The organism is Pseudomonas sp. IPO3778 (assembly GCF_013386825.1).
Taxonomy (GTDB): Bacteria; Pseudomonadota; Gammaproteobacteria; order Pseudomonadales; family Pseudomonadaceae; genus Aquipseudomonas.
In genome coordinates this window covers 26,906-50,155 of sequence record NZ_JACARC010000015.1, presented here as the reverse complement: position 1 = coordinate 50,155, position 23,250 = coordinate 26,906, and the positions used below count along the sequence as shown (strand labels likewise).

The window sequence follows — 23,250 nt, the reverse complement described above, 5'->3', positions numbered from 1 at the left end:
TGATGCGTACTGTGTTGCTCACGGGGTTCGAACCGTTTGACCAAGACCTGATCAACCCGTCCTGGGAAGCGGTACACCTGTTGGACGGTGAGCCGCTGGGGGCTGATGTGCGGATTGTCGCGCGGCAGTTGCCTTGCGCCTTTGCCACGGCGGGTGTGCGTTTGGCCGAGTTGATGGCTGAGCATCGCCCGCAGATGGTGATTGCCGTCGGGCTGGGGCCCGGGCGCAGGCATATTTCCATTGAACGGGTCGCCATCAACGTCAATGACGCGCGGATCCCGGACAACCTGGGTGAGCAGCCCATCGACACCGACGTGGTGCCCGGCGGCCCGGCGGCGTACTTCAGCACCTTGCCGATCAAGGCCATGGTGAAGGCCGTGAGCGAGGCCGGCATTGCGGCCGGCGTCTCGCAAACCGCCGGTACCTTTGTGTGCAATCAGGTGTTCTACCTCTTGCAGCACGCCCTGGCGGGGTCGGCGGTGCGCAGCGGCTTCATCCATGTGCCATGGCTGCCGGAACAGGTGGTCGGCACTGCGCCCGAGCCACCTTCGATGGCCTTGGCGACCGTGGTTGAAGGATTACGGATCGCGACGCTGACGGCCTGGAACACCCAGGTGGATGTGGTGCAAACCGGTGGCCAGGTCAGCTGACGCGTTCAGGATTGGCGCGCCGGGAAAAACAGCTCAAAACACGTGACGCCATTCTCACTGGTCACGCTGTAACGGCCGTTGTGCAGTTGCATGATGGTCGCCACGATGGACAGTCCCAACCCATTGGACTGCGCCGAGCGCTCCCGGGATTCATCCACGCGATAAAACCGCTCGAATAACCGGGGCAAGTGCTCTTGCGCAATGGTCGTGCCCTGATTGCTGACCGTGAGGCTGATGCCCTCGTCGCCGGGCGTGGCCTGAATCAATAGCTCGGAACTCGGCGCACCGTATTTGATGGCGTTGGCGCACAGGTTGGCCAGCGCCCGGCGCAGCAACATGGGCTCGGCCCAGATCACGCCTTCACCCCGGGCCATGATGTTGATGTCGACGTCGGCTGCCAGGCCTTCAAAATAGTCGGCGATGCGTTCCACTTCGTCTGCCGCATCCAGCTCCTGGCGCTGGCGCAGGGCACTGGCCGGGTCGGTGCGGGCCAGGAACAGCATGTTGTCGAGCATCCGGGCCAGGCGTTCGAGCTCTTCGACGTTGGAGGCCAGCAACTGCTGGTAGTTTTCGATGCTGCGGTGTTGCTGCAACGCCACCTGGGTTTCCCCCAGCAGGTTGTTGATCGGCGTGCGCAGTTCGTGGGCCATGTCGGTGGAGACCTGGCCCAGTTGCACAAAACCCTTGGCCAGCCGCTCAAGCATGGTGTTGAACGAATCAATCATCGGCAGCAGTTCCTTGGGGGCGCCCTGGCTGTCGAGGCGTTCGGCGAGGTTGCCGACGCCGATGCCCTGGGCATGCACCGCCAGGCGGCGCAATGGCAGCAGGCCGCGATGCACCATCAGGTAGCCGACCACCGCCAGGATGAACGCGGCAATGCTGGCGAGGATATAGACACTCAGCCGGTAACTGGCGAGCACGGCGGTGCGCTCGGTCATCAGGCGCCCGGTGGTCACTTGCAGGCTGCCCAGGTCGCCCGAATCGATGGTGGCGGCCAGGGTGGAGAAGGGCACGCCATTGACGCCGGGCAAGTGCTGTACATCGGCGATTTCCAGGGTGTGGTCCCTGGGCACCGGTGCAACGTCGGGCATGTCGATGTTGCCGGGGTTCACTTCCAGCAACGGCTTCTTCCCGGGCGCGGCGATGCTCAGCACGGATTCGCGGTTGCCCAGCATGTTCTGGAACAGCTCCGGCTTGGTCTTGATCAGGTCCAGGGTGTTGCTGTCGTTCAGCAGGTTGCGCAGTTGGTCGACGCGGTAAATCAGCGCGGCGTCGTCACGGTGGATCAGTTCACGCTCCAGCTCGCGGTACAGCGCCACGCCGAGGGTCGCCAGCAGGGCAAACGCCAGCAAGGCAAAGATCAGCGCCAGGCGCAGGGTCAGGGAGTAATGCCGAGGTTTGCTCATGGCTGCGTATCGAAGCGGTAGCCGATGCCGCGCACGCTGTGGATCAGCTTGAGCTGGAACGGGTCGTCGATTTTCAGGCGCAGGCGGCGCACGGCCACGTCGACCACGTTGGTGTCGCTGTCGAAATTCATGTCCCACACCCGGGAGGCGATCAGCGAGCGCGACAACACCTGGTCCTGGTGGCTGGCGAACAAGTGCAGCAAGGCGAACTCCTTGTTGGTCAGGGTAATGCGCACACCGCCGCGGGTGACGCGGCGCTTGAGCACGTCGATCTGCAGGTCGGCGATCTGCAGGTGTTCTTCTTCACGGCTGGGCCCGCGCCGGGTCAGGGTGCGCAGGCGCGCCACCAGTTCGGCGAAGGAAAACGGTTTGATCAGGTAATCATCGGCGCCCAGTTCCAGGCCCTTGATACGGTCGGCAATGTCGTCCCGGGCGGTCAGGAACAGCACCGGCGTGTCGGCTTCCTTGCGCAGGCGACGCAGCACTTCCCAGCCGTCCATTTTCGGCATCATCACGTCCAGCACGATCACGTCGAACGGGGTTTCCAGGGCCTGGTGCAAACCGTCCACGCCGTCGCGGGCGAGGCTCACGGAGTAGCCCAGTTCCTGCAGGCCGTTGAGCAAGTAGTTGCCCGCCTTGGGCTCGTCTTCGACTACGAGGATATTCATGGGAGGTGCCCTGGTGATGTGCCGGTGTTGCGTGGCGCAAGTGTAGCCCGATCAATTGTCATTGGGGCAGCCGATACCCTGTACCTGATAGTCCAGCACGTGTTCGTGGCCCTGGCTGTCCAGGTAGTCGAGGCGGGCGGGGACGATGCCGCACTGGCCGTAGGTGTCGGTGCTGGAGAGCACTTTGGCGACATCCATGTGCATGAAGAAGCCCGGTTTGTCATGGATCACCGAGGTGGCGGCAGTGGTATCGGCAAAGGCCGAGCCGGTGGCGAGGAGGGCAGCAAAGCCGAGGATAAACAGTTTCATGGCGGTATCTCTCTTTAAGGGTTGGCTGCCGGTATCTGGCAGTGAGTTCACAGTAACCAGGGGACACAAACAGCCAACCAACAGGATGATGACAAGGTTGTAATGAAGGGCTTAAGGCTGGCGGCCGGACGCTTCGAGGATCAGGTCGGTGATTTCCTTGGCGTGGGACACCAGCGACAAGTGGCTCGACGGCACCTCGATGGTGGTGGCGTTCATGCGCTTGGCCAGGAAGCGTTCAAAGTCGGGGTTGATGGTCTGGTCATTGCTGGACACCGCATACCAGGATGGCTTGGTGTGCCACGCGGCGTTGACGGTGCGGCCGCTGAACAGGGTTTTGGCGATCGGTTGTTGCACGGCGTACAACTCCATCGCCTTGGCGCGGGGCACGTCGGCGGCGAAGTACTTGAGGAAGGCGTCCTGGTTCAGGGTCAGGTAGCCGTCGTGCTCCACCACACCCGCGCGCACCGGCGTGGTCGGGAACTTGGCGGACAGGGCGACGAAATCTTCACCGGCATCCGGGGCGCGGGCCGCGACGTAGACCAGCGAGCTGACTTTCGGGTTGACCCCCGCGTCGCTGACCACCGTACCTGCGTAGGAATGGCCGACCAGCACGGTAGGACCGTCCTGTTGATCGAGTACGCGGTTGGTGGCGGCGACGTCATCTGCCACCGACGTCAGCGGGTTCTGTACGGCGGTCACGTGCAAGCCGGCCGCCTGCAGACGGGTGATCACTTCGGCCCAGCTGGAGCCGTCGGCCCAGGAGCCGTGCACCAGCACCACGTTGTTGGCTTTCACCGGGGCAATCGGGCCGGCCACGGCGGCGCCGGTGCCCAGCATCAACAGGCTGGCGGCGATCAGGCAGAGTTTGCTTGTATGTTTCATGGGGCGGGCTCGCTTCATTTTCAGTGGGAAGTTTGGTCACCCGTTGTGGGTGACTGACGACTTCACTGTATGAAGTGAGGGTGCTGGCAACACTGACAGCTTAATGACAAGTTTGTAATGCAACGGGCAGCCTGGAGGCTGCCCGGATTCAATGCGGGGCAGTGATGCATTACACCGTGCGGGCTTCTCTTACGCGTTCGGCGCCACCTTCCGCCAGGCCGAGTTCATGCAGGCGATCAGCACCGCCTTCAGCGACCCGGTTTTGTTGCAGGCGATCTGCTCCGCCCTCGACGAGCAGGTGTGACGGTTGGCTCTTGACCACGGCGGCATGAGGGTTGGCTGACGCCACGGATGCCAGCCCGAGCCCTGCGGCTACAGCCAGGCCGAATACCAGGGACGACGCTTTCGAGAAATTGAACATGGTGGTGCTCCTGCGAGTGAGTCAGCCGGATTGGCTGGTGGCTGTAGTTAATCGCCGGGGTGTATCCGCCATGTGTGCCCGTGCGTGGTGAAATGCGGGTTCGCGTATCCGGGGAGGGTTTCCATACAGTCCGATACAAAACCACGGGAAGGTTTACAGCGTTTGGACCGATCCGTAGATTGCACCAGGCAAGTGGTTCGTCAGCGCCCAAGACCGGGTGACGAAAGCAAGAGGAAGCCGAGCAGTGTCCACCCGCGATTCAGCTGTATTCGCCAACCGTTACCGTGCGTTCCTGTTCGATATGGACGGCACCCTCCTGAACTCCATCGCTGCCGCCGAGCGTGTATGGGCCACCTGGGCTGAACGCCACGGGTTGGATGTCGACGCCTTTCTCAAGACCATCCATGGCGCCCGGGCCATCGATACCATCACCCGCCAGGCACTGCCCGGCGTGGACGCGCCAGCGGAGGCGCAGTGGATTACCGAGGCTGAACTCGAGGACGTAGAAGGGGTGGTGGCGATTGCCGGCGCGGTTGAATTTCTCAACGCGCTGCCCGGTGATCAATGGGCGTTGGTGACGTCCGCGCCCAAGGCGCTGGCCCTGCGCCGTATGCAGGCCGCCGGCATCAACCCGCCGGCGGTGTTGGTCACGGCGGAAGACGTCGCCCGCGGCAAGCCGGATCCGGCCTGCTACGTGCTTGGCGCGCAACGGTTGGGCGTGCCGGTACAGGACTGCCTGGTGTTCGAGGATGCCAGCGTGGGGATTCGCGCCGGCGAGGCGGCGGGGGCCGATGTGATGGTGGTGACCTCGACACACCTTACGCCCATGGTCACGGAGCATCCGACGATTGCCGGGTACGAGCGCCTGCAGGTCCAGGTGGACGAAGCCGGGCTGCTGAGCCTGCAGCGCCTGGCATGAAAAAGGCCGGCCCGGTTACCCGGATCGGCCTTCTTCGTAAATGGGCGGTTCAACCGTGGGGCCGTTTTCAGCCAGAGTCTGCAGGCGATTGCCCTTGATCCCCTGGCGAGACAGCACCATCTCCTTGAGTATTTCGCTGGCGAGCCTGGCGATCGCCTCCGGCCCTCGATGGTGCGCCCGGACGATGCCGGTCACCGCAAAATGATCCGCTTCCGGGCCGCTGAGGATCGCGGAAAGTGTGCCATCGGCATGCAAGGTACAGATGATTTTGTAACTGGGCAGACGCGCTGCCAGTGCCGCTTCGATTTCAGCTTTACTCAGAGTGTCCATCCGCGCCACAACCTTTCAGTGACCATGCATGCCCTAGCATAGGTGGTGTCGTGTTGCTGTAAATACCGGCGATCTGATATCGGATGCAGTGCGCTTCAAAGTGGCTTCAGGGATACGCCGCGCGGGGTCAACAAGATGTTTCTGGCGCTGATCCATTGGCAGCCCAGCGGGTCCACAATATCGCCATTGACGAAGGTGCCGGTGATCAAGTGCAGCAAATACAGTTCGCGCAAGCCGGCGAGCACATCGTCGGGCTGGCCCTGTAATTCCGTCGAGCACTTTGGGGTGTCCGCTGACAGTTGCAGGATCAAGGACTGAAGGATGGCGACACTCTGCTTCATATCCATATCGATAGCCTTTTTAATTAAAGGTATTCGTATGGGTGTTGCAGGGCCGAATAGTTCCTGATTTTTTGACGATGGGATCCAAAAGGCTTCAGGACGAGGCTTTCTGGCGATCACGCCGGGGGGCACGTCGGCACAGTTTTCGGTAAATAGTTGTCTGGATCGGCTTGAGACAGAAGATGAACAGGTACGCACTGAGGAACAGTGCCAGGTCCAGCCAGGAATGGGCTTTGCCCGTGCTCTCGATTTCGAATCTCAGGCCGTACTCCACCCCCACAAAGGCAAGGCTGATCAACGCGACGATCATCCAGGACTTGGATAAATAAGGTTGTTTGCCAGGTTGCCTCATCAACGTGCTCCTGAGCGCGCTGCAGACTGTAGGAAATTTGTCACGAGTTTTGGCTGTGGGATACTCAACAAGTTCCCTTTGCCCGCGGACTGTTTCATGCGCAGAAGGCGACCTGCGGCTATTACTGAGGAGTGTTCCTGCCATGTGTTACACAAAAGGGAGTACGCCTTATGTTTGTTCAATGGTTTCTTGCAGCAACCCATTTACTGGCATTCGCCATGGCGTTGTCGGCCGTACTGGCCCGGGGTAAAGCCTTGCGCAGCCTGGTGGATACTGAACCGTCTGCCGTGCGCCGCGTGTTGATCGCGGACACTGTCTGGGGAATCAGCGCCCTGGTGTTAGTCGTAACCGGTGGCCTGCGGGCCTTTGGCGGCTACGAAAAGGGCAGTGATTATTACCTGCACCAGCCGTTGTTTCACGTGAAGATGACGCTGCTTGTATTAATTTTGTTACTGGAACTCGCCCCGATGATCCGCTTGATCAAATGGCGCATCGCCTTGGCCCATGGCACGAAGGTGGATGTGCATCGGGCAGGACTTTTTGCGCGCATCAGTCACGTGCAGGCGCTGCTGGTGGTGCTGATGATGATTGCCGCGAGTGGCATGGCGCGCGGTGTCGGCCTGGGATGACAGTGGCCTGGCGCTGGAACGAGGGAACAGGACGCGCTGGTCACGGTAAGCCGTGAGCAGGCCAAAGGAGGTTTTCGCCAGCCGTTACAGTGAACGAAAGGGCTGGCTACTGGAGGCGCTTCAAGGTGTCTGGTTTTTATCCGGAGCCGTCAGACCCGCCTGGATACGTTGGTAGATCTCCTCGCGATGCACGGCAACGTCCTTTGGAGCATTGATGCCGATTCTTACTTGCTGGCCGCTAACGCCCAGAATGGTGATCGTAATGTCATCACCGATGTTTATGCTTTCACCGACTTTGCGGGTGAGTATCAGCATGGACTTCTCCTTGATTGCTTTGAAGGACACATGTTTCAGACAGGGCAGATGTCGGATGTGTGTAGCTTACTGCGAAGCGCTTCCCTGTGGCTGCCTCTTTTAGGACGCATAGAGGCGGCATTAATTCCCATGGCGCCATCATACAGGTCTGCGATACATCATTCGCATTGTTTAAGCCAACGTTTATGACCGCCAGAATAGACAGTGAATGATAAAGTCGCCTCTTTGATCTTCTAAGGAGCAGGGTAGTGCGTAAAGTAGCGATGGCAATTGCGGTGTTGGCATTGGCCGGTTGCGGTGAAGGTAAAAGTGTCGATGCGCCCAAGGCCAGGCCCGCCGTTGCCGAGGCGCCCGCTCCGGCCCAACCTGCGGTCGGTGCGATTGCCTCTCAAGAGTGGGATGTATGGGTGGGGCCGCCCGATCACAAGCTGCAGGCGATAACTGACCTGACCGCGTGGTTGCTGGAGCACGGTTTCAGTTTCTATCTGACGAAGGAAGACGGTAAGGATCAGGTGCTTCTGGGCCCGTTCAGCACCAAGGCGGAGGCCGAGGCGAAGCAGGTGCAGTTGACTGAGAAGCTGGCCACTGCGAAGAAAAATGACACGGTGTCCGAGGTTATCGAACACAAGGTCGCGCAGTAAGAAACCGGCAAGCGGGAGGCGATGGCGCTCCCGCTTTTTTGCCTTTACCCGCAGGCTTTCAAGTTCACCGGGCCGACAAACTCATTGCCGCGGCCCATCACGCACGCCACGGTTTGATTGCGCTGGCGTTCCCAGGGTTGTACCGGGTAGGTCTTGTTCCAGGCTTCGTAGAGCTGTCGGTCCTGTTTCGACAGCCGCAAGCCATACTGCTTGCTCATATAGAAGTACGTACGGGCGATCATCCCGCGTATGGAAGGGCGGGGCATGACCTTCTTGGCCTTGAAGTCCACCTGGGTCAGGCACGATCCATATTGCCCGGTTTGTACCGGCAACCAGCCAAAACTGAAGTTATTACGGTCGCCATTGACCTCGCCGATACTTGGCACCAGGTTGTGCAGGTCCGCCTCGGCACGCTTGTACACAGCATCCTTGCGGGTGCAGTTCTTGCGCCCGCCGTCCTGCCAGCACTGGCGCTGATGGCCGATCTGCCAGGCCGGAACAATGTGCTCCCACTCGATACGCGCTGCTCGGTTGGCGTTCTTGCGCGGGACATAGCCGCAGGCTTTCAGGTCCACCCGGTTACCGTTGTATTTGCAGCCGCAATAAAACTCCGTGGATTGCGGCTGATAAAGCTTCCAGGCGATTTTCTTGGCCTCACTGAACGTCTTGGGGGCTTGGGCGTGAGCGGTGACAGCAAAAAACAGAAACAAAATACTGATAAAACGAACACTCATTGACTCAATCTTCCTTCGGTACAACCCAGAAAATCTGCACGCCACCGTCGTCGCGATATGCGAGGGTGACGTTATCGTTCTCTGCAATTTCCTCCAGTAGTCGTGCCCACTCGTCTTCCGGTTCCTCCGGCAATCGAAAAATCAACGCCGCCTTATTCTTTTGGGCATTGGTGGAATTAATGATTTTTTGCACGCGAACGGCCAGGCGTTCGTAAGCATCAGGTGCTGTCGCTACGGCGGAAGAGGACTTTGCCACGGAGTATTCCTTAATAAGCTGTACGTGCATACAGTATTTAACTGTGGGCAATTTCGCAACTGCTTAAATTAATGAAATTCTTCTGACAATAATTTTGCGAAGTTGCTGTAGGACAGCTTTGTTTTTCAAGGCTTTTTTGTGCGGAGGTAAAGCGGGGGTGTGTTGGACCCGCTCGCGGTGCGCCACGAGCGGGATAGCCCAACCGTTACCGGTCAGGCCAGGGAGCGATCAATATTCCCAGAACATCCGTTGCAGTTCCTTGCTGTCCTGAGTCTTGGTCAGGGCGACCATGGCCAGGATGCGGGCTTTTTGCGGGTTCAGGTCGTGGGCAACCACCCAGTCGTATTTGTCGTCAGGCTGCTCGGCGTTACGCAGAACGAAACCGCCGGCATTCACGTGGGAAGAGCGAATGATCTGTACGCCTTGCTTGCGCAGTTCCTGCAGCGCCGGCACCACCTTGGACGACACCGAACCATTGCCGGTACCGGCGTGGATAATGGCTTTTGCGCCGGCCTGGGCCAGGGCTTTGTAGGCGGTGTCGCTGACGTTGCCGTAGGAGTAGGCGATCTCGACATCCGGCAGGCTTTTGATGGTCTTGATGTCGAATTCCGAGTTCATGGTGTGGCGCTTGGCGGGCAAGCGGAACCAGTAGGATTTGCCTTCAACTACCATGCCCAGCGGGCCCCATGGGCTCTTGAACGCTTCAGTCTTGATGTTGATCATCTTGCTGACGTCGCGACCCGATTGGATCTCGTCATTCATGGTCACCAGTACGCCTTTGCCGCGGGCGTCTTTGCTGCCGGCGACGGCAACGGCGTTGTACAGGTTGAGCATGCCGTCTGCCGACATGGCGGTGCCTGGGCGCATCGAACCGACCACGACGATTGGCTTGTCGGTCTTTTCCACCAGGTTCAGGAAGTAGGCGGTCTCTTCCAGGGTGTCGGTACCGTGGGTGATCACGATGCCGTCGACGTCCTTGCTGTCTGCCAGCTCGGCGACGCGGCGACCCAGTTGCAGCAGGTTTTCGTTGGTGATGCTTTCGGAGGCAATTTGCAACACTTGCTCGCCGCGAACATTGGCGATCTGACTAAGCTCAGGAACACCGGCGATCAATTGTTCGATGCCGACTTTGGCGGCCTGGTAGGTCGCACTGTTGGCCGCACTGGCGCCAGCGCCGGCGATGGTGCCGCCAGTGGCGAGGATCACCACGTTCGACAGCTTTTGCTGGGTTTCAGCTTCTTTTGACTGAGCGGCAACAGGGAACAGCAGCAGGAGGGCTAACGCGCCCGGGACGAAAGTTTTCAACGCAGATTTCATTATTCTTCTCTCTAGTTTTTGATGAGTGCTGATGCAAGTTCATCTAGAAACACCCGGGCGGTTCTGAGCGCCACGAGGTGCTGAGTAAGAGCAGGATTTGTACCAGCGGTATTTTGTTATTCAATAGAATTTAACTTATTGATTTGTATCTATTTTTATTTGATTTTCAGGCGGGGTTTCTTGTTGTGTGTCCGGCTTTCCGAACAAAACGAAGGGTTGATGTTCGGTTGTCCGAAAAGGATGACGGAAAAGGGGTGGTGTAATACGTGGGGGCACGACGCGACCTGTCGTTTCAGAGAACGATCAATCCGCGCGGATGTTTAAGGAGGGCACCCCATGGACGCCAGGGCAGGGCGCAGAGCGAATTCATCAAAAGGCTGTTTTCTCCCGTTGACAAATCTCGACAAGCTTCTCATAGTTTGATCTAACGCAAACGTTTGCGAGATGTTTCACGGGTAGCTCCTTGAGTGTCGTGAAAGCTCGTATCAGTCGCCCGGGTGGGATGGCTGCCGAAGCGTTCTTCGGTGCAAGCGTTGCTCACAATAATCATAAGATCGGAGTGAACCCATGAAGCTGCCATTTGCCGGACGTCTTCTTGCTGTCGCTGTGCTTGCTGCCGCATCCGCTGCCCTGCCTCTTTCCTCTGCATTTGCTGCCGAGACCGCCGCCAAACCCAAGGTCGGCCTGGTCATGAAATCCCTCGCCAATGAGTTCTTCGTCACCATGCAAGACGGTGCCAAGGCCTATCAGAAGGCTCACTCCGCCGACTTCGACATGATCACCAACGGGATCAAGAACGAAACCGATACCTCGGCGCAGATTGATATCGTCAATCAGATGATCTTGTCCAAGGTTGACGCCATCGTCATTGCTCCCGCCGATTCGAAAGCCTTAGTCACCGTGCTGAAAAAGGCCTCGGACAAGGGCATCAAGATCGTCAACATCGACAACCGTCTTGATGTGGACGTTCTCAAAAGCAAGTCCCTGAATATCCCGTTCGTGGGCCCCGACAACCGCAAGGGCGCGCGCCTGGTGGGTGAAGAACTCGCCAAGCACCTCACCAAGGGTGACGAGGTTGGGATCATCGAAGGGGTGTCCACCACCACCAACGCCCAGCAGCGCACCGCTGGCTTCAAGGACGCGATGGATGCCGCCGGCATGAAGATCGTTTCCACCCAGTCCGGCGAGTGGGAAATCGACAAGGGCAACGCGATTGCCGCTGCGATGCTCCAGGCAAACCCGAACATCAAGGCGCTGTTGGCCGGTAACGACAACATGGCACTGGGCGCAGTGTCCGCTGTGCGTGGCGCCGGCAAGGCAGGCAAGGTGCTCGTGGTGGGCTACGACAACATCGAAGCGATCAAGCCGATGCTTCAGGACGGCCGTGTCCTGGCCACCGCCGACCAGGCCGCTGCCCAGCAAGCCGTTTTCGGTATCCAGAACGCTCTGAAGCTGGTCAAGGGTGAAAAAGTCGATGCCGTGGATGGCATGATCGAAACCCCGGTCGAACTCATCCTCAAGAAGTAATCCCCGGCAGCACAAAACAGCGTCCGCTCACCCCGAGCGGACGCCTGGAGACGTTCCTATGTCATCTTCCGCACCGAACGCTGTCCTCTCGGTCAGCGGTATCGGCAAGACCTATGCCCAACCGGTTCTATCCGACATCACCCTGACGCTCAATCGTGGGGAGGTGTTGGCGCTGACCGGTGAGAATGGCGCGGGGAAAAGCACCCTGTCGAAGATCATCGGCGGGCTGGTCACGCCGACCGACGGCCAGATGCAGTTCAATGGCCAGGCCTACACGCCGGCCAGCCGCACCCAGGCTGAAGAGCAGGGGGTCCGCATGGTCATGCAGGAACTCAACCTGCTGCCGACCCTGACGGTTGCCGAAAACCTGTTCCTTGATAACCTGCCCAGCCACGGTGGCTGGATCAGCCGCAAGCAACTGCGCAAGGCCGCGATTGAAGCCATGGCCCAGGTGGGCCTGGATGCCATCGACCCGGACACCCTGGTCGGCAGCCTCGGCATCGGCCACCAGCAGATGGTCGAAATCGCCCGCAACCTGATTGGCGATTGTCACGTATTGATCCTCGACGAACCCACGGCGATGTTGACTGCCCGGGAAGTGGAGATGCTGTTTGAACAAATCACCCGCCTGCAAGCCCGGGGCGTGGCGATCATCTATATTTCCCACCGGCTCGAAGAACTGGCCCGCGTCGCCCAGCGCATTGCGGTATTGCGTGACGGCAAGCTGGTGTGTGTCGAGCCGATGGCCAACTACAACAGTGAGCAGTTGGTCACGTTGATGGTGGGCCGCGAACTGGGCGAGAAAATCGACCTGGGCCCGCGCACTATCGGCGCGCCGCTGCTGACGGTAAAAGGCCTGACCCGCTCGGACAAGGTCCGCGACGTGTCCTTTGAAGTGCGTGCCGGTGAAATCTACGGCATCTCCGGGCTGATCGGTGCTGGCCGTACAGAGTTGCTGCGCCTGATCTTCGGTGCCGACCTGGCCGACAGTGGCACCGTGGCCCTGGGCACGCCCGCCCAGGTCGTCAGCATTCGCTCCCCGGTTGACGCGGTGGGTCATGGCATTGCCCTGATCACCGAGGACCGTAAAGGCGAAGGCTTGCTGTTGACTCAATCCATCGGCGCCAATATCGCCCTGGGCAACATGCCGAAAGTGTCCAGCGCCGGCCTGGTGAACAGCCGCGACGAAACGGCCTTGGCCAAACGCCAGGTCGACGCCATGCGCATCCGCAGTTCCAGCACGGCACAGCTGGTGTCTGAGCTGTCGGGCGGTAACCAGCAGAAGGTGGTGATCGGCCGCTGGCTGGAGCGCGATTGTGCGGTGATGCTGTTCGATGAGCCTACCCGAGGCATCGACGTCGGCGCCAAGTTCGATATCTATGCCTTGCTCGGCGACCTGACCCGTCAGGGCAAGGCGCTGGTGGTGGTGTCCAGCGACCTGCGTGAGTTGATGCTGATCTGCGACCGCATCGGCGTGCTCTCCGCCGGGCGCCTGATCGAGACCTTCGAGCGTGACAGCTGGACCCAGGACGAATTGCTTGCGGCCGCATTTGCCGGCTATCAGAAACGTGATGCGCTGCTCAACGATGCAGCGCCTAGGAATACCCCATGAAAACCACTTCCTCACCCGCAAAACGTGGCGGCAACTTCTATGGCCTGGGTACCTATCTGGGCCTGGCCGGTGCGTTGCTGGCGATGATTGCGTTGTTCTCGTTCCTGAGTGACCACTTCCTCTCGTACGACACCTTCAGCACCTTGGCCAACCAGATTCCCGATCTGATGGTGTTGGCGGTCGGCATGACGTTCGTGCTGATCATCGGCGGCATCGACCTGTCGGTGGGTTCGGTACTGGCCCTGGCTGCGTCGGCGGTCAGCGTGGCCATTCTCGGCTGGGGCTGGAGTGTATTGCCGGCGGCTGTGCTGGGCATGGGCTGCGCCGCGTTGGCCGGGACCATTACCGGTTCGATCACCGTGGCCTGGCGCATCCCGTCGTTCATCGTGTCCCTCGGCGTGCTGGAAATGGCCCGCGGCGTGGCCTACCAAATGACCGGCTCGCGCACCGCGTACATCGGTGATTCGTTTGCCTGGCTGTCCAACCCGGTGGCCTTCGGGATTTCGCCTTCGTTCATCATCGCGTTGCTGGTGATCATCGTCGCGCAGCTTGTGCTGACGCGTACCGTGTTCGGTCGCTACCTGATCGGCATCGGTACCAACGAAGAGGCCGTGCGCTTGGCCGGGATCAATCCAAAGCCCTACAAGATTTTGGTGTTCAGCCTGATGGGCCTGCTGGCCGGCGTGGCGGCACTGTTCCAGATTTCGCGCCTGGAAGCGGCCGATCCCAACGCCGGTTCCGGCCTGGAGCTGCAAGTGATCGCTGCCGTGGTCATCGGCGGCACCAGCCTGATGGGCGGGCGTGGCTCGGTGATCAGCACGTTCTTCGGCGTACTGATTATCTCGGTATTGGCGGCGGGGCTGGCACAGATTGGCGCCACCGAACCCACCAAACGTATCATCACCGGTGCCGTGATCGTAATCGCGGTGGTGCTGGATACTTACCGCAGCCAGCGCGCCAGTCGGCGAGCCTGAGCCATGGCAACGATCAAGGATGTGGCCGCGCTTGCGGGGATTTCCTACACCACCGTGTCCCATGTGGTGAACAAGACGCGCCCGGTCAGCGAGCACGTACGGATCAAGGTCGAGGCGGCCATCAAGCAGCTCGACTATGTGCCCAGCGCGGTCGCGCGGTCGCTGAAGGCCAAGACCACCGCGACCATCGGCCTGTTGGTGCCCAATAGCCTCAACCCGTATTTTGCGGAGCTGGCCCGGGGCATCGAGGATTATTGCGAGCGTAACGGCTATTGCGTGATCCTCTGCAACTCCGACGATAATGCCGAAAAGCAGCGCAGCTACCTGAGGGTGCTGCTGGAAAAGCGCATCGACGGGTTGATTGTGACATCGGTGGGCGGCGACGACAGCGGCCTGGCGACGGGCTTGAAAGCGGTGCGCACGCCCATGGTCATCGTCGACCGTGCGCTGGACGGGATCGATGTCGACCTGGTGCGCATCGACCACGAACAGGGCGCTTACCTGGCGACCCGGCACTTGCTGGATTTGGGCCACCGCGACATCGCCTGCATTGGTGGCCCGAGCCGCACTCGCGTCGCGCAGATGCGTATGGCCGGTTACTACCGCGCCCTGGCCGAGGCGGGGCTTGAAGTGCCCGCGGGCCGTGTGCTGGAGAGTGATTTCACCAGCACCGGTGGCTACGCGGCTGCAGCGCAATTGCTGGCGGATAATCCCCCCAGCGCGATTTTTGCCGGCAACGACATGATCGGTTTTGGCGTATTGCGCGCGGCTGCCGAGCGCAATATCCGCGTGCCCGGCGAGCTGTCGGTGATCGGCTTTGACGATATTCAAATGAGCCAGTACGTGTACCCGGCACTGACCACCGTGGGCCAGTCGATCCTGCAACTGGGAGAGATGGCCGCCGAGCTTTTACTGCGACGAATTGCGACACCCCAACTGCCGATCGATCAACGCATCGTGACGCCCAGTATTGTCTTGCGCGAGTCGACGGCGCCGTTGACCGGCGTGTTTGCCCAATACCGCTGAACCGAATTGATGAGTACTGATGTATGCCAGCAAAAGTAGTGGTAATAGGCAGCCTGAACATGGACCTGGTCACCCGGGCCAGCCGGCTGCCCCGTGCCGGTGAAACCCTGATCGGCCAATCGTTTTCCACCGTCCCGGGTGGCAAGGGCGCGAACCAGGCGGTCGCGTCGGCGCGCCTTGGGGCCGAGGTCTCGATGGTGGGCTGCGTAGGCACCGATGCCTATGGCGCGCAATTGCGCGATGCGTTGGTGGTGGAAGGTATCGACTGCCAGGCCGTCAGCACTGTCGACGGCTCCAGCGGTGTGGCGCTGATCGTGGTGGATGACAGCAGCCAGAATGCGATCGTGATCGTCGCCGGCAGCAATGGCGAGCTGACCCCGGCCAAATTGCAGACAGTTGACAGTGTGCTGCAGGCTGCCGACGTCATCGTCTGTCAGCTTGAAACACCGATGGACACCGTCGGCCATGCCCTCAAGCGCGGTCGCGAACTGGGCAAGACGGTGATCCTTAACCCGGCGCCGGCCAGCGGCCCGCTGCCGGAGGATTGGTACGCTGCCATCGACTACCTGATCCCCAATGAAAGCGAAGCCTCGGCCTTGAGTGGCGTGGTGGTCGACTCCCTGGAAAGCGCCAAGGTCGCCGCCACGCGTCTGATCAAGGCGGGTGCCGGCAAAGTCATCATTACCCTCGGTTCCGAGGGTGCGTTGTTTGCCGATGGCCAAGGCTTTGAGCACTTGGTGGCGCCCAAGGTCAAGGCGGTCGATACCACCGCTGCCGGTGACACCTTCGTCGGTGGTTTTGCAGCGGCGCTGGCTAACGGCAAGAGCGAGGCCCAGGCCATTCGTTTTGGCCAGGTAGCGGCCGCGCTGTCCGTGACCCGTGCCGGTGCGCAACCCTCCATTCCCACATTGCATGACGTCCAAGGTTTTGTGCCCTCATGAAAAAGACTCCCTTGCTCAACATTGCGTTGTCGCGGCTGATCGCGTCCCTTGGCCATGGCGACATTCTGGTGATCGGTGATGCCGGCCTGCCGGTGCCGCCGGGTGTCGAGCTGATCGACCTGGCGCTGACCAAAGGCATTCCGGACTTCGTCAGCACCCTGCGCATCGTGCTCAGCGAAATGCAGGTGGAAAGCCATGTGCTCGCGGAAGAAATCCTGCTCAAGCAGCCACCGGCCCTGACCGACCTTAATACCCTGACCGAACAGGCCGCCCTCGGCGAGCGCCGCCTGGTCAGCCACGAAGAATTCAAGCAGCTCAGCCGCAAGGCGAGGGCGGTGGTGCGCACTGGCGAGTGCCAGCCTTACTGCAATATCGCGCTGGTCTCCGGCGTAACGTTTTAGAATTTCCCAACGACAAGGAGTGCGTCATGCAACGTGGTACCCAAACCCTGCGACACCTGTTCCGGAGTGTGCTGCTTTTGTCCGTGCTAACCGCTGCAAGCGCCCACGGCGCGGAAAAAATCGACCTGATCATCGACACCGACCCCGGTGCCGACGACGTGGTTGCCTTGCTGTTCGCCATGGCTTCGCCCGATGAGCTGAAGATCCGCGCGTTGACCACCGTTGCCGGTAACGTGCGCCTGGACAAGACCTCCCGCAACGCGCGACTGGCCCGCGAGTGGGCAGGGCGCGAAGACATCCCGGTGTACGCCGGTGCGCCGAAACCCATGCTGCGCACGCCGATCTATGCCGAAAACATCCATGGCAAGGAAGGCATCTCCGGTGTCACGGTGCATGAGCCCAAAAAAGGCCTGGCCGAAGGCAATGCCGTTGACTACCTGATCAAGACCCTCAGCACCGCCAAGCCCCACAGCATCACCCTGGCCATGCTCGGCCCGCAGACCAACCTGGCGCTGGCACTGACCCAGGCACCGGAGATCACTCAAGGCATCAAGGAAGTGGTGGTGATGGGCGGCGCGCACTTCAACGGCGGCAATATCACGCCGGTGGCCGAATTCAACCTGTTCGCGGACCCGATCGCGGCGGAGATCGTGCTCAAAAGCGGCGTCAAGCTGACTTACCTGCCGTTGGACGTGACCCACAAGGTTCTGACCAGCGAAGCGCGCCTGAAGCAAATCGCAGCGTTGAACAACAACGCGAGCAAGGTGGTGGGCGACATTCTCAATGAATACGTCAAAGGCGACATGGAGCACTACGGCATTCCGGGTGGCCCGGTGCATGACGCTACCGTCATTGCCTACCTGCTCAAGCCTTCGCTGTTCAGTGGCCGTGAGGTCAATGTGGTGGTGGACAGCCGTGAAGGCCCGACCTTCGGCCAGACCATCGTCGATTGGTACGACGGCCTGAAACAACCGAAGAATGCGTTCTGGGTTGAAAACGGCGACGCCCAAGGCTTCTTCGATCTGCTGACCGAACGTCTGGGTCGACTGAAGTAAGCGGTTTGCCGGTCGGCGTTCGTCGGCCGGATCTTATTCGCGCTCGGGGTCTGGTGCCCCCATGTGATCGGCCGGGTATTTCTCGAATACCTGGCCGATAAATGCCTGCGCGGCCTGTGTCCCCATCTCCTTGACCAGCAGGTCGATACCGATGATAGCCAACTCCTCCGGGCTGCCCGGGCTGTAGGAACTCTGCCCGTGGGGCCACTTGGCTTTGATGTCGGCGTGGATCGTCACGATGGTCATGGGTGTCTCGCGAGGCTGAAAGGCGGTTGGTGCGTTTATCTGGCGTGTGGAGTTAACCATTTTGCGCGGTGTTTGGCACTGCTACTTAGGCATGAGGGGAGGGCTGTGCGACACTGTCCGCCTGTTTAATTGCCAGGGCAAACCGCGTGCAGATCGATTTGAATAACCCCGAGAACTTGACGCTGGACGCTGTGAGGCAGCTGCTTGCCTCCGCCAGTGACAACGTTCACACCCAGTTGCGCGTTACCAAAGCCGGCATTGCCTATATGTCTTCGGGCGTGGTGGGCGGTGTTGATATCGACGGCCTGCTGTTCCGCCTGGAGACCTGGGCGGCGGGTTCCGGTTATGTTGGCAACGTCGCGGCCAGCGATGAAGTGTGGGTGATGCAGATTTTCAACGCGCTCAAGCAGAACTGGCCGAAACCGCCGTTTGATTACATCGACATCTACTGAGTGCGTTCATATCTGGTGACGATTGATTCGCCAGCGGCAAGCGCCGACTCAGGCAGACTGGCCCGTGGCCAATTGTGACAAATCTGAAACCAATCGGCCAAACCACGGTCGCACGATCTCTGTCCATTTTTTCTCAAAGGAGGCTTCATGCCTTGGAAGCTCGCATCATTCGGTACTTTGTTGGCTGCGCTGGTCTTGACGGGTTGCAGCACCCCGGGTACCTCTGAGCCAGCCAAAGACACTGCCGTGACCGATGCTGGTCATAGCCGCTGTGAGGCGAAGGCTGCCGAGTTCGCAATCGGCCAGAAGGCTTCGCCGCAACTGCTGGATCAGGCCCGTAGCCGCGCCGGCGCGCAGAACGCCCGCATTCTCAAGCCAGACGACATGGTCACCCTGGAGTACCGCTCCGATCGCCTGAACCTCAACACCGATGACAACCTGGTGATCAATCGGGTCAATTGCGGCTAATCGCTACAGGGCTTTTATCCAGGCCATAAAAAACCCCGTCACATGGACGGGGTTTTTTAGATCAGCGCAGAAATTACTCTGGGCGAACCTGTGCAGCTTGCATACCCTTTTGGCCTTTCTCAGCCACGAAGGAAACGGTTTGGCCTTCTTTCAGGCTTTTGAAACCGTCGCTTTCGATAGCTTTGAAGTGTACGAACAGGTCGTCACCGCCACCTTGAGGAGTGATGAAGCCGAAGCCTTTTTCATCGTTGAACCATTTAACGGTGCCGGTTTGGCGATTAGACATGGTGTATCTCCAAGAAACATATATTTTCAGTAGTGCTGTGCTGCTCAGGCCAACTGGGCACACCGAGCTATCATAGTCGAAATGTTCGGCTTGGGAGCCCCCCCAAGGCATTGTTTGCTAACCAATCGCGTTGTGTTTCATGCTTGGGTTGGCTGAAAGCCACGATCTACGGGGCTTTCAGGCGAAATATAAGCTGTTAAAAAAAGCAGTAAAAGCTGCGTAATTTGTGAGAAATGGCAGTTTTCAGGGCTTTTTTCGGTCATTTAGCCGGTCCGGCGGGGCGTAAAAACTACTTTTTCTTCACGACCTTGCAGGACGAAATAGCCGCGACGGCCTTGTTCTTGAGTGCAGGATCCGCGTTCTGATTGGTCATCAGTTCCTTGATCTCGGCACTGCTCAATTCGGCATTGATTTTGTCCGCGCCACATTCGCAATGATCTTTGGCGGTTTTGGCATCAACGCTCTGGCTGGCGGCCGAACTGCAATCCTTGATGAAGCTGTCTCGCGCACCGGCAGGCCAGTTCGAAGGGGCTGCGGCGTGCGCGCCCAGGGAAATGAGGGTCAGGGATGCAGCGAGGGCGAAAGTCGAGGTAAAACGCATAATGAAATGCTCCTGGAGTCGTGGACGAACGGCGATTCTCGGTGTGTTTGAGGCTCGCCGTACAGTTCAAGTTCACTTTTGGCGCTAAAAGCCGGGAATTTTCGTTTCGTGAAGCGGTGCCGACGCCATGACCGTTCATCTGTGCTAGCATCTTTCGCTTGGCTATTTTCCGGCGCGCACTTTGCCGCCTTGCCAAGGTCTTTTTTGTTTAACTCCAGTCACTCTGGTTCGATTATCGGTTGGCCGAAAGGCTCCTGCCGCTGTAAGGCAGGCGTTCATCACTGAACGGCCTGGTATTGGATCTTGTACTGGCTCATCCCAACCCACGTGACCTTTGGTAGGGGTCACCACTAGGAGAGGAGGCGCCATGCCAACTATTACTCTTCCCGACGGCAGTCAACGTTCATTCGATCATTCGGTTTCCGTAGCCGAGGTCGCCGCATCCATTGGTGCCGGCCTGGCCAAGGCCACCGTGGCCGGCAAGGTCGACGGCAAGCTGGTTGACGCCAGCGACCTGATCACCACTGATGCCAGCCTGCAAATCATCACGCCCAAGGATCAAGAGGGGCTGGAGATCATTCGCCACTCTTGCGCACACCTGATTGGCCATGCGGTCAAGCAACTGTACCCCACCGCGAAGATGGTCATCGGCCCGGTCATCGACGAAGGCTTCTATTACGACATCGCCTACGAGCGTCCTTTCACCCCGGACGACCTGGCGGCCATCGAGCAGCGCATGCACGCGCTGATCGAAAAAGATTACGACGTCATCAAGAAAGTCACTCCGCGTGCCGAAGTGATCGACGTGTTCACCGCCCGCGGCGAAGACTACAAGCTGCGCCTGGTGGAAGACATGCCGGACGAGCAGGCCATGGGCCTGTATTACCACGAAGAATACGTCGACATGTGCCGCGGCCCGCACGTGCCGAACACACGCTTCCTCAAGTCGTTCAAGCTGACCAAGCTGTCCGGTGCCTACTGGCGCGGTGACGCGAAGAATGAACAACTGCAGCGGATCTACGGCACGGCCTGGGCTGACAAGAAGCAACTGGCGGCCTACATCCAGCGCATCGAAGAAGCCGAAAAACGCGACCACCGCAAGATCGGCAAGCGCCTGAACCTGTTTCACCTCCAGGAAGAAGCGCCGGGCATGGTGTTCTGGCACCCGAACGGCTGGACCCTGTACCAGGTGCTCGAGCAGTACATGCGCAAGGTTCAGCGCGACAACGGCTACCTGGAAATCAAGACGCCGCAAGTGGTTGACCGCAGCCTGTGGGAGAAATCCGGGCACTGGGCCAACTACGCCGACAACATGTTCACCACCCAGTCGGAAAACCGCGACTACGCCATCAAGCCAATGAACTGCCCGTGCCACGTACAGGTGTTCAACCAGGGCCTGAAGAGCTACCGCGAGTTGCCGATGCGTCTGGCCGAGTTCGGTGCCTGCCACCGTAACGAGCCGTCGGGTGCGCTGCACGGCATCATGCGTGTGCGCGGCTTCACTCAGGACGACGCCCACATCTTCTGCACCGAAGAGCAGATGCAGGCTGAATCCGCTGCGTTCATCAAGTTGACCATGGACGTTTACCGCGATTTCGGCTTCACCGAAGTCGAAATGAAGCTGTCCACTCGTCCGGAAAAACGCGTTGGCTCCGACGAACTGTGGGATCGCGCCGAGGCTGCACTGGCCGCAGCACTGGACAGTGCGGGGCTTGCGTACGACCTGCAACCGGGTGAGGGCGCGTTCTACGGTCCGAAGATCGAGTTCTCGCTGAAAGATTGCCTTGGTCGCGTCTGGCAGTGTGGTACCCTGCAGCTCGATTTTAACCTGCCGATCCGTCTGGGAGCCGAATACGTCTCCGAAGACAACAGCCGTAAACACCCGGTTATGCTGCACCGGGCGATCCTCGGTTCGTTCGAACGGTTCGTCGGGATCCTGATCGAGCACTACGAGGGTGCATTCCCTGCGTGGCTGGCTCCGACCCAGGCAGTGATCATGAATATCACTGATAAACAGGCAGATTTTGCCGCTGAAGTTGAAAAAACTCTCAATGAAAGCGGATTTCGTGCCAAGTCCGACTTGAGAAATGAAAAGATCGGCTTTAAAATCCGCGAGCATACTTTGCTCAAGGTTCCCTATCTTTTGGTTATCGGAGATCGGGAAGTCGAGATGCAGACTGTCGCTGTGCGTACTCGTGAAGGTGCTGACCTGGGCTCGATGCCCGTCGCCCAGTTCGCTGAGTTCCTCGCGCAAGCGGTTTCCCGGCGTGGTCGCCCAGATTCGGAGTAATTATTATTAAGCGTGAAATGAGACAAGATAAACGAGCTGCACCGAAAGCCCCGATCAACGAGAATATCTCGGCACGCGAGGTTCGGTTAATTGGCGCTGACGGCGAGCAGATTGGCATCGTCTCGATTGATGAAGCGCTTCGTATTGCTGAAGAGTCCAAATTGGACCTGGTGGAAATCTCCGCCGACGCAATCCCGCCCGTTTGCCGGGTGATGGACTACGGCAAGTCGATCTTCGAAAAGAAGAAGCAGATTGCCGCGGCGAAGAAGAACCAGAAGCAGATTCAAGTAAAAGAAATCAAGTTTCGTCCAGGGACGGAGGAAGGGGATTACCAGGTAAAACTGCGCAACCTGGTACGTTTCCTGAGTGATGGGGACAGGGCCAAGGTATCCTTGCGATTCCGCGGCCGTGAGATGGCCCACCAGGAGCTGGGGATGGAACTCCTCAAGCGGGTTGAAGCTGACCTGCTCGAGTACGGTTCGGTCGAACAGCATCCTAAGATGGAAGGACGCCAGCTTATTATGGTCATCGCCCCGAAAAAGAAGAAGTAATCAATAGGGCACGGCAGGCCTTCTGATTATGTTTATCAACTGAATGCGGAGTACCGAACATGCCAAAGATGAAAACTAAAAGTGGTGCTGCTAAGCGGTTTCTGAAAACTGCTAACGGTATCAAGCACAAGCACGCTTTCAAGAGCCACATCCTGACTAAAATGTCGACCAAGCGTAAGCGTCAACTGCGCGGTAGCAGCTTGCTGCATCCGTCTGACGTGGCAAAAGTCGAGCGCATGCTGCGCCTTCGTTAATTTTAGTCAAGAATAGAGGAAGTAACTCATGGCTCGTGTAAAGCGTGGCGTCATGGCGCGTAAGCGCCACAAGAAAATTCTGAAACTTGCTAAAGGCTACTACGGCGCGCGTTCACGCGTATTCCGTGTTGCCAAGCAAGCGGTTATCAAGGCTGGCCAATACGCCTACCGTGACCGTCGTCAGAAAAAACGTCAGTTCCGCGCTCTGTGGATCGCTCGTATCAATGCCGGTGCACGTGTTAACGGTCTGTCCTACAGCCGTTTCATTGCTGGCCTGAAGAAAGCGTCCATCGAGATCGACCGTAAGGTTCTGGCTGATCTGGCAGTGAACGAAAAAGCGGCGTTTGCTGCGATTGTCGAGAAAGCTAAAGCCACCTTGGCTTAAGTACCCCCGAC

Annotated in this window: 32 protein-coding genes; 17 read left to right on the top strand and 15 right to left on the bottom strand. The window is 59.2% G+C overall.

Annotated elements, in window-relative coordinates; genetic code table 11:
* The first annotated feature begins 2 nt into the window (after positions 1-2).
* Positions 3-650 (top strand): pyroglutamyl-peptidase I, encoded by a 648-nt coding sequence (pcp, locus tag HX855_RS05870; protein ID WP_177087771.1) that lies wholly within the window; start codon positions 3-5, stop codon positions 648-650.
* Between the two features lie 5 nt (positions 651-655).
* Here pcp and HX855_RS05865 read toward each other — a convergent pair whose 3' ends face one another.
* The 5 genes from HX855_RS05865 to HX855_RS05845 all read right to left on the bottom strand — a co-directional run bounded on the left by HX855_RS05865 (position 656) and on the right by HX855_RS05845 (position 4,336).
* Positions 656-2,056, bottom strand: coding sequence for a heavy metal sensor histidine kinase (locus HX855_RS05865; RefSeq protein ID WP_177087773.1), 1,401 nt, complete (start codon positions 2,054-2,056; stop codon positions 656-658).
* Positions 2,053-2,724, bottom strand: a complete 672-nt coding sequence (locus HX855_RS05860; protein ID WP_177087775.1) for a heavy metal response regulator transcription factor — start codon at positions 2,722-2,724, stop codon at positions 2,053-2,055. Before HX855_RS05860 ends, HX855_RS05865 begins: the two co-directional genes overlap by 4 nt.
* Positions 2,725-2,775: 51 nt before the next feature.
* A complete protein-coding gene (locus HX855_RS05855; RefSeq protein ID WP_177087777.1) occupies positions 2,776-3,033 on the bottom strand; it encodes a DUF2790 domain-containing protein in 258 nt (85 codons plus the stop codon).
* Between the two features lie 111 nt (positions 3,034-3,144).
* Positions 3,145-3,915: an alpha/beta fold hydrolase gene (locus HX855_RS05850; RefSeq protein ID WP_177087779.1), complete on the bottom strand. Its 771-nt coding sequence runs from the start codon at positions 3,913-3,915 to the stop codon at positions 3,145-3,147.
* A gap of 169 nt (positions 3,916-4,084) precedes the next feature.
* The gene (locus HX855_RS05845) at positions 4,085-4,336 is read right to left on the bottom strand and encodes a phage infection protein (protein WP_177087781.1); all 252 of its coding nucleotides are present in this window, start codon (positions 4,334-4,336) and stop codon (positions 4,085-4,087) included.
* A 244-nt stretch (positions 4,337-4,580) separates the two neighbouring features.
* Here HX855_RS05845 and HX855_RS05840 point away from each other — a divergent pair, with 244 nt between their 5' ends.
* Positions 4,581-5,255: an HAD-IA family hydrolase gene (locus HX855_RS05840; RefSeq protein WP_177087783.1), complete on the top strand. Its 675-nt coding sequence runs from the start codon at positions 4,581-4,583 to the stop codon at positions 5,253-5,255.
* Between the two features lie 15 nt (positions 5,256-5,270).
* On the opposite strand, the gene HX855_RS05835 is transcribed toward HX855_RS05840, so the two are convergent.
* The 3 genes from HX855_RS05835 to HX855_RS05825 all read right to left on the bottom strand — a co-directional run bounded on the left by HX855_RS05835 (position 5,271) and on the right by HX855_RS05825 (position 6,278).
* Positions 5,271-5,585, bottom strand: a complete 315-nt coding sequence (locus HX855_RS05835) for a hypothetical protein (RefSeq protein ID WP_177087785.1) — start codon at positions 5,583-5,585, stop codon at positions 5,271-5,273.
* Positions 5,586-5,680: 95 nt separating this feature from the next.
* Positions 5,681-5,932, bottom strand: a complete 252-nt coding sequence (locus tag HX855_RS05830) for a hypothetical protein (RefSeq protein WP_177087787.1) — start codon at positions 5,930-5,932, stop codon at positions 5,681-5,683.
* Positions 5,933-6,020: 88 nt separating this feature from the next.
* The gene (locus tag HX855_RS05825; protein WP_177087789.1) at positions 6,021-6,278 is read right to left on the bottom strand and encodes a hypothetical protein; all 258 of its coding nucleotides are present in this window, start codon (positions 6,276-6,278) and stop codon (positions 6,021-6,023) included.
* A gap of 170 nt (positions 6,279-6,448) precedes the next feature.
* Here HX855_RS05825 and HX855_RS05820 point away from each other — a divergent pair, with 170 nt between their 5' ends.
* On the top strand, positions 6,449-6,907 hold the full coding sequence (locus HX855_RS05820) for a DUF2214 family protein (protein WP_177087791.1): 459 nt from the start codon (positions 6,449-6,451) through the stop codon (positions 6,905-6,907).
* A 120-nt stretch (positions 6,908-7,027) separates the two neighbouring features.
* On the opposite strand, the gene csrA is transcribed toward HX855_RS05820, so the two are convergent.
* Positions 7,028-7,222, bottom strand: a complete 195-nt coding sequence (gene csrA, locus HX855_RS05815) for a carbon storage regulator CsrA (protein WP_003192511.1) — start codon at positions 7,220-7,222, stop codon at positions 7,028-7,030.
* Positions 7,223-7,485: 263 nt separating this feature from the next.
* Here csrA and HX855_RS05810 point away from each other — a divergent pair, with 263 nt between their 5' ends.
* The gene (locus HX855_RS05810) at positions 7,486-7,863 is read left to right on the top strand and encodes an SPOR domain-containing protein (protein WP_177087864.1); all 378 of its coding nucleotides are present in this window, start codon (positions 7,486-7,488) and stop codon (positions 7,861-7,863) included.
* Between the two features lie 44 nt (positions 7,864-7,907).
* Here HX855_RS05810 and HX855_RS05805 read toward each other — a convergent pair whose 3' ends face one another.
* The 3 genes from HX855_RS05805 to HX855_RS05795 all read right to left on the bottom strand — a co-directional run bounded on the left by HX855_RS05805 (position 7,908) and on the right by HX855_RS05795 (position 10,170).
* Positions 7,908-8,597 (bottom strand): endonuclease, encoded by a 690-nt coding sequence (locus HX855_RS05805; RefSeq protein WP_177087794.1) that lies wholly within the window; start codon positions 8,595-8,597, stop codon positions 7,908-7,910.
* A 4-nt stretch (positions 8,598-8,601) separates the two neighbouring features.
* Positions 8,602-8,853, bottom strand: a complete 252-nt coding sequence (locus HX855_RS05800) for a DUF1654 domain-containing protein (RefSeq protein WP_177087796.1) — start codon at positions 8,851-8,853, stop codon at positions 8,602-8,604.
* 228 nt (positions 8,854-9,081) lie between these two features.
* A complete protein-coding gene (locus tag HX855_RS05795) occupies positions 9,082-10,170 on the bottom strand; it encodes an asparaginase (RefSeq protein WP_177087799.1) in 1,089 nt (362 codons plus the stop codon).
* Between the two features lie 567 nt (positions 10,171-10,737).
* On the opposite strand from HX855_RS05795, the gene HX855_RS05790 reads away from it, so the two are divergent.
* From HX855_RS05790 to HX855_RS05760, 7 genes are read left to right on the top strand one after another with little or no spacing between them, the layout of a single operon-like run.
* Entirely contained in the window at positions 10,738-11,697 is a 960-nt protein-coding gene (locus tag HX855_RS05790; protein WP_177087801.1) for a sugar ABC transporter substrate-binding protein, read from the top strand.
* A 58-nt stretch (positions 11,698-11,755) separates the two neighbouring features.
* Positions 11,756-13,309, top strand: coding sequence for a sugar ABC transporter ATP-binding protein (locus tag HX855_RS05785; protein WP_177087804.1), 1,554 nt, complete (start codon positions 11,756-11,758; stop codon positions 13,307-13,309).
* A complete protein-coding gene (locus tag HX855_RS05780) occupies positions 13,306-14,283 on the top strand; it encodes an ABC transporter permease (protein ID WP_177087806.1) in 978 nt (325 codons plus the stop codon). The genes HX855_RS05785 and HX855_RS05780 overlap by 4 nt, the downstream gene beginning before the upstream one ends.
* A gap of 3 nt (positions 14,284-14,286) precedes the next feature.
* The gene (locus tag HX855_RS05775) at positions 14,287-15,309 is read left to right on the top strand and encodes a LacI family DNA-binding transcriptional regulator (RefSeq protein ID WP_177087808.1); all 1,023 of its coding nucleotides are present in this window, start codon (positions 14,287-14,289) and stop codon (positions 15,307-15,309) included.
* 23 nt (positions 15,310-15,332) lie between these two features.
* Positions 15,333-16,250, top strand: a complete 918-nt coding sequence (rbsK, locus tag HX855_RS05770; RefSeq protein WP_177087810.1) for a ribokinase — start codon at positions 15,333-15,335, stop codon at positions 16,248-16,250.
* Entirely contained in the window at positions 16,247-16,651 is a 405-nt protein-coding gene (rbsD, locus tag HX855_RS05765; protein WP_177087813.1) for a D-ribose pyranase, read from the top strand. The genes rbsK and rbsD overlap by 4 nt, the downstream gene beginning before the upstream one ends.
* A gap of 26 nt (positions 16,652-16,677) precedes the next feature.
* Entirely contained in the window at positions 16,678-17,706 is a 1,029-nt protein-coding gene (locus HX855_RS05760) for a nucleoside hydrolase (protein WP_177087815.1), read from the top strand.
* A 33-nt stretch (positions 17,707-17,739) separates the two neighbouring features.
* On the opposite strand, the gene HX855_RS05755 is transcribed toward HX855_RS05760, so the two are convergent.
* Positions 17,740-17,952, bottom strand: coding sequence for a hypothetical protein (locus HX855_RS05755; protein ID WP_010175634.1), 213 nt, complete (start codon positions 17,950-17,952; stop codon positions 17,740-17,742).
* A gap of 146 nt (positions 17,953-18,098) precedes the next feature.
* Between HX855_RS05755 and HX855_RS05750 the strand changes: the two genes are divergently transcribed.
* Positions 18,099-18,404 carry a hypothetical protein gene (locus HX855_RS05750; RefSeq protein WP_177087817.1) on the top strand — a complete coding sequence of 102 codons (306 nt, stop codon included), beginning with the start codon at positions 18,099-18,101 and terminating at the stop codon, positions 18,402-18,404.
* A gap of 147 nt (positions 18,405-18,551) precedes the next feature.
* On the top strand, positions 18,552-18,872 hold the full coding sequence (locus HX855_RS05745; protein ID WP_177087819.1) for an I78 family peptidase inhibitor: 321 nt from the start codon (positions 18,552-18,554) through the stop codon (positions 18,870-18,872).
* A gap of 73 nt (positions 18,873-18,945) precedes the next feature.
* Here HX855_RS05745 and HX855_RS05740 read toward each other — a convergent pair whose 3' ends face one another.
* Both HX855_RS05740 and HX855_RS05735 read right to left on the bottom strand, forming a co-directional pair.
* Entirely contained in the window at positions 18,946-19,158 is a 213-nt protein-coding gene (locus HX855_RS05740; RefSeq protein WP_003179963.1) for a cold-shock protein, read from the bottom strand.
* 289 nt (positions 19,159-19,447) lie between these two features.
* Complete coding sequence (locus tag HX855_RS05735) at positions 19,448-19,762, bottom strand: hypothetical protein (RefSeq protein WP_177087866.1); 315 nt, start codon at positions 19,760-19,762, stop codon at positions 19,448-19,450.
* A 364-nt stretch (positions 19,763-20,126) separates the two neighbouring features.
* On the opposite strand from HX855_RS05735, the gene thrS reads away from it, so the two are divergent.
* The 4 genes from thrS to rplT are packed head-to-tail and all read left to right on the top strand — an operon-like array spanning position 20,127 to position 23,239.
* Positions 20,127-22,049 (top strand): threonine--tRNA ligase, encoded by a 1,923-nt coding sequence (thrS, locus tag HX855_RS05730; RefSeq protein ID WP_177087821.1) that lies wholly within the window; start codon positions 20,127-20,129, stop codon positions 22,047-22,049.
* Positions 22,049-22,600, top strand: coding sequence for a translation initiation factor IF-3 (gene infC / locus HX855_RS05725; RefSeq protein ID WP_169875357.1), 552 nt, complete (start codon positions 22,049-22,051; stop codon positions 22,598-22,600). Before thrS ends, infC begins: the two co-directional genes overlap by 1 nt.
* A 59-nt stretch (positions 22,601-22,659) precedes the next feature.
* Positions 22,660-22,854 (top strand): 50S ribosomal protein L35, encoded by a 195-nt coding sequence (gene rpmI, locus HX855_RS05720; protein WP_002553160.1) that lies wholly within the window; start codon positions 22,660-22,662, stop codon positions 22,852-22,854.
* Between the two features lie 28 nt (positions 22,855-22,882).
* Positions 22,883-23,239, top strand: coding sequence for a 50S ribosomal protein L20 (rplT, locus tag HX855_RS05715; protein WP_003219940.1), 357 nt, complete (start codon positions 22,883-22,885; stop codon positions 23,237-23,239).
* The last annotated feature ends 11 nt before the right edge of the window (positions 23,240-23,250 follow it).

What these genes read in the sequence shown, in the direction of transcription:
- HX855_RS05830 (WP_177087787.1), bottom strand. Translation starts at nt 5,932, where the DNA reads ATGGATATGAAGCAGAGTGTCGCCATCCTTCAGTCCTTGATCCTGCAA.
- HX855_RS05810 (WP_177087864.1), top strand. Translation starts at nt 7,486, where the DNA reads ATGGCAATTGCGGTGTTGGCATTGGCCGGTTGCGGTGAAGGTAAAAGT.
- HX855_RS05835 (WP_177087785.1), bottom strand. Translation starts at nt 5,585, where the DNA reads ATGGACACTCTGAGTAAAGCTGAAATCGAAGCGGCACTGGCAGCGCGT.
- csrA (WP_003192511.1), bottom strand. Translation starts at nt 7,222, where the DNA reads ATGCTGATACTCACCCGCAAAGTCGGTGAAAGCATAAACATCGGTGAT.
- HX855_RS05865 (WP_177087773.1), bottom strand. Translation starts at nt 2,056, where the DNA reads ATGAGCAAACCTCGGCATTACTCCCTGACCCTGCGCCTGGCGCTGATC.
- HX855_RS05745 (WP_177087819.1), top strand. Translation starts at nt 18,552, where the DNA reads ATGCCTTGGAAGCTCGCATCATTCGGTACTTTGTTGGCTGCGCTGGTC.
- HX855_RS05860 (WP_177087775.1), bottom strand. Translation starts at nt 2,724, where the DNA reads ATGAATATCCTCGTAGTCGAAGACGAGCCCAAGGCGGGCAACTACTTG.
- rplT (WP_003219940.1), top strand. Translation starts at nt 22,883, where the DNA reads ATGGCTCGTGTAAAGCGTGGCGTCATGGCGCGTAAGCGCCACAAGAAA.
- HX855_RS05850 (WP_177087779.1), bottom strand. Translation starts at nt 3,915, where the DNA reads ATGAAACATACAAGCAAACTCTGCCTGATCGCCGCCAGCCTGTTGATG.
- HX855_RS05855 (WP_177087777.1), bottom strand. Translation starts at nt 3,033, where the DNA reads ATGAAACTGTTTATCCTCGGCTTTGCTGCCCTCCTCGCCACCGGCTCG.
- pcp (WP_177087771.1), top strand. Translation starts at nt 3, where the DNA reads ATGCGTACTGTGTTGCTCACGGGGTTCGAACCGTTTGACCAAGACCTG.
- HX855_RS05755 (WP_010175634.1), bottom strand. Translation starts at nt 17,952, where the DNA reads ATGACCATCGTGACGATCCACGCCGACATCAAAGCCAAGTGGCCCCAC.
- rbsK (WP_177087810.1), top strand. Translation starts at nt 15,333, where the DNA reads ATGCCAGCAAAAGTAGTGGTAATAGGCAGCCTGAACATGGACCTGGTC.
- HX855_RS05825 (WP_177087789.1), bottom strand. Translation starts at nt 6,278, where the DNA reads ATGAGGCAACCTGGCAAACAACCTTATTTATCCAAGTCCTGGATGATC.
- HX855_RS05790 (WP_177087801.1), top strand. Translation starts at nt 10,738, where the DNA reads ATGAAGCTGCCATTTGCCGGACGTCTTCTTGCTGTCGCTGTGCTTGCT.
- rpmI (WP_002553160.1), top strand. Translation starts at nt 22,660, where the DNA reads ATGCCAAAGATGAAAACTAAAAGTGGTGCTGCTAAGCGGTTTCTGAAA.
- HX855_RS05780 (WP_177087806.1), top strand. Translation starts at nt 13,306, where the DNA reads ATGAAAACCACTTCCTCACCCGCAAAACGTGGCGGCAACTTCTATGGC.
- HX855_RS05785 (WP_177087804.1), top strand. Translation starts at nt 11,756, where the DNA reads ATGTCATCTTCCGCACCGAACGCTGTCCTCTCGGTCAGCGGTATCGGC.
- HX855_RS05805 (WP_177087794.1), bottom strand. Translation starts at nt 8,597, where the DNA reads ATGAGTGTTCGTTTTATCAGTATTTTGTTTCTGTTTTTTGCTGTCACC.
- HX855_RS05820 (WP_177087791.1), top strand. Translation starts at nt 6,449, where the DNA reads ATGTTTGTTCAATGGTTTCTTGCAGCAACCCATTTACTGGCATTCGCC.
- HX855_RS05845 (WP_177087781.1), bottom strand. Translation starts at nt 4,336, where the DNA reads ATGTTCAATTTCTCGAAAGCGTCGTCCCTGGTATTCGGCCTGGCTGTA.
- HX855_RS05795 (WP_177087799.1), bottom strand. Translation starts at nt 10,170, where the DNA reads ATGAAATCTGCGTTGAAAACTTTCGTCCCGGGCGCGTTAGCCCTCCTG.
- HX855_RS05775 (WP_177087808.1), top strand. Translation starts at nt 14,287, where the DNA reads ATGGCAACGATCAAGGATGTGGCCGCGCTTGCGGGGATTTCCTACACC.
- HX855_RS05760 (WP_177087815.1), top strand. Translation starts at nt 16,678, where the DNA reads ATGCAACGTGGTACCCAAACCCTGCGACACCTGTTCCGGAGTGTGCTG.
- rbsD (WP_177087813.1), top strand. Translation starts at nt 16,247, where the DNA reads ATGAAAAAGACTCCCTTGCTCAACATTGCGTTGTCGCGGCTGATCGCG.
- thrS (WP_177087821.1), top strand. Translation starts at nt 20,127, where the DNA reads ATGCCAACTATTACTCTTCCCGACGGCAGTCAACGTTCATTCGATCAT.
- HX855_RS05740 (WP_003179963.1), bottom strand. Translation starts at nt 19,158, where the DNA reads ATGTCTAATCGCCAAACCGGCACCGTTAAATGGTTCAACGATGAAAAA.